The sequence below is a fragment of the Blautia sp. CAG:257 genome, from assembly GCF_000433815.1.
GTDB classification, from domain to species: Bacteria; Bacillota; Clostridia; order Lachnospirales; family Lachnospiraceae; genus Blautia_A; species Blautia_A caecimuris.
Genome location: NZ_HF999097.1, coordinates 22,230 through 24,913, shown reverse-complemented (window position 1 = coordinate 24,913; position 2,684 = coordinate 22,230). Strand labels below are relative to the sequence as shown.

Annotated in this window: 3 protein-coding genes; all 3 read right to left on the bottom strand. The window is 44.5% G+C overall.

Annotated features, from left to right (window positions below):
* Positions 1-1,176 (bottom strand): glycoside hydrolase family 32 protein (locus tag QVP40_RS11505; RefSeq protein WP_288200530.1); only part of this gene is annotated, 1,176 nt, incomplete at its 3' end.
* Between the two features lie 38 nt (positions 1,177-1,214).
* Positions 1,215-2,063: a carbohydrate ABC transporter permease gene (locus QVP40_RS11500; protein WP_022068549.1), complete on the bottom strand. Its 849-nt coding sequence runs from the start codon at positions 2,061-2,063 to the stop codon at positions 1,215-1,217.
* Between the two features lie 17 nt (positions 2,064-2,080).
* The coding region (locus QVP40_RS11495; RefSeq protein WP_288200529.1) for a carbohydrate ABC transporter permease at positions 2,081-2,684 on the bottom strand (604 nt) is incomplete at its 5' end.

Here is a 2,684-nt window from a genome sequence, read left to right as displayed (position 1 = left end):
AACTTTCATGGAGAACTCCCGGAAATTATCGTCTGCCTTCAGCTTTACTGTCATATCGATCACACGTCCGGAAACTCCTTCAAGAGAGGTTTCTTCTGTTATTTTTACTTTTTCATGACAAATCCGGCCGCTTCTGTATGCCTCAAGCTCCCGTACCGGTTTCTGGATCAGCCTGTTATCCTTAAGAGTCAGCTCTCTTGGAACTGTCATCTGTCCAAAATACTTTACTCCGTCAGGCACAAACTTGGAATTGCTCCATGCCTGCATCCAGGCAATCATAATACGTCTTCCGTCAGGAGCTTTCATTGTCTGGGGCGCATAAAAATCAATTCCGCTGTCAATGGGCTGCACGTCTTCTCTGGTAAAAGCATGGCTGTTTTTGTCATAGGTTCCGATAAGATAAATCGTTCCGTGTCCTACATGGAATTTCAGCCCCTCCGGCATCATTTCCATTGGACTTACCACAAGAACCTGCTTTCCGTCCAGGGAAAAGAAATCCGGACATTCCCACATCCAGCCAAGCTTTTTGCAGCTGGAATCAATAACACTGCAAAATTCCCAGTGAAGCGCATCCTGGCTTTTATACAAAAGAATAGAACTGTTTCCTTCTGCGTTGGCATTTGACGCCACTGCATAAAACGTACCGTCCTCCTCCTGCCATATTTTCGGATCACGGAAATCGATCCTGCTTCCGCCTTCCGGCACATTATCTGCTGTAATTACAGGATTGTTTTCATATTTTTCGTAATCTGTTCCGTCACCAAACGCCATGCACTGTGTCTGATGATCCCTGCGGCTTCCATCCTCTTCTATGACCTTCCGCACGCCTGTGTACATCAGAAGATGGCGTCCGTCCGCAAGTTCAAGGGCGCTTCCGGAAAAGCATCCCGCATTGTCATATTCCTGATCCGGAGCCATAGCCGCCGGTCTGCGCTCCCATTTTATCAGCTCCCTGCTCACCACATGCCCCCAGTGCATTGGTCCCCATTCATTGGCATAAGGATAATACTGATAAAAAAGATGATACTGGCCTTTATAATACGAAAAACCATTCGGATCATTAATCCAGCCCGCTCCGCCTGTTACGTGATACGTCGGTCTTTCCTCCGGGCTGATCTCGCTGATCCGTTTTTTCTCATATTCTCTGGCCTGTTTTAATAATTCACTTGTCGTCATATTGTATTCGCCTTTCAGATTCTTTTTACCGGCTTTTCTCAGCCCTTGATTCCTGATGAGGCAATTCCCTCCACATAATATTTCTGCATGAAAATAAACATAATGATCATTGGAATTGCAGAGACAACCAATGCTGCCATGATCGCGCTGTAGTGAACCGGCTGTGTTCCAAAGAAGGACTGAACTGCAAGCTGAATGGTTCGCTTATCTTCTCCGGTCATAACCAGGAACGGCCACATAAAGTCATTCCAGTGAGCTACAAAATCAAGAATAAACACGGTTGCATATACTGTTTTGGAAATTGGTACAACAATCTTAAAAAATGTTCCCGCAGGACTGCAGCCGTCAATGGCCGCTGCCTCGATCAGTTCGTCCGGCACATCACAGAAAAACTGCCGGAACATATAAATGGAAAAGCATTTTGCTATAAAAGGCACAACAAGAGCCGGAAGTGTATTGACCCATCCAAGCTGGGACATTTCAATATACAGTGGCAGCATGATCGCTTCCATTGGAAGAACCATCAATGCAATCACAAGATTCATGATCGCACCTTTGCCCTTAAAATCAAATTTCGCCAGGGCATAACCGCACATGGAGTTTACCAAAAGATCAAAAATAAGAATCAGGCCAATGTAAAGCAAAGTATTTTTGAATACCTGAGGCATGTTCAGCCTTGAAAACACCTCTGCATAATTGTCCAGAGATGCCTGAATGGGCAGAAATGTAGCCAGGGAATCCATGTCTGCAAAAATCTTTGCCTCCGGCTTCAGAGATGCCGAGATCATCCAGATCAAAGGAGATACAAAAATAATGCCGATCACAATATTTCCGAAGTAAAACATAAATTTGCCGAATTTAGCAGAAAATTTCATTGATTTCGTCATAACCATATCCTCCTTTCTCAGTCTGTAGCCGCTGTAACTTTTTTCATTGCCATGGACAACGTTACCACAATCACAAAGAATACTGCTGCAATAGAGCAGGCATAGCCGAAGTTACCCTTCTGGAAGCCCTGGGTGTAAATATAATATACAAGTGTTTTGGTAGAATTTTTCGGGCCTCCCTGAGTCATGATATAAGGCTGGGTAAACAGCTTCATTGCCTGGATCATTGTGATCATAACAACATATTTTATAGTTCCCTTTAATCCGGGAAGGGTAATATACAGGAACTGTTTAAATTTCGTAGCGCCGTCCACCGCTGCCGCTTCATACTGATCCTTGGGGATTCCCTGAAGACCTGCCAGGAAGATCATCATCTGATATCCAGCCCCCTGCCATGCAGACATGAAGATAATCGAGTTCATTGCTGTGTCTGCGTCGCTGAGGAATTTGATAGGCTCCATTCCAAGGGAAACAAGAAGAGAGTTGATCAGTCCTGTATTTGGATTCGCATTATAAAGAACTGACCACAGAACCGCGATTACAACCATGGAAGTAAGCTGAGGACTGAAATACATTGTTCTGAAAATGGATACGCCCCGGAATTTTTTTGAGACAAGAAGC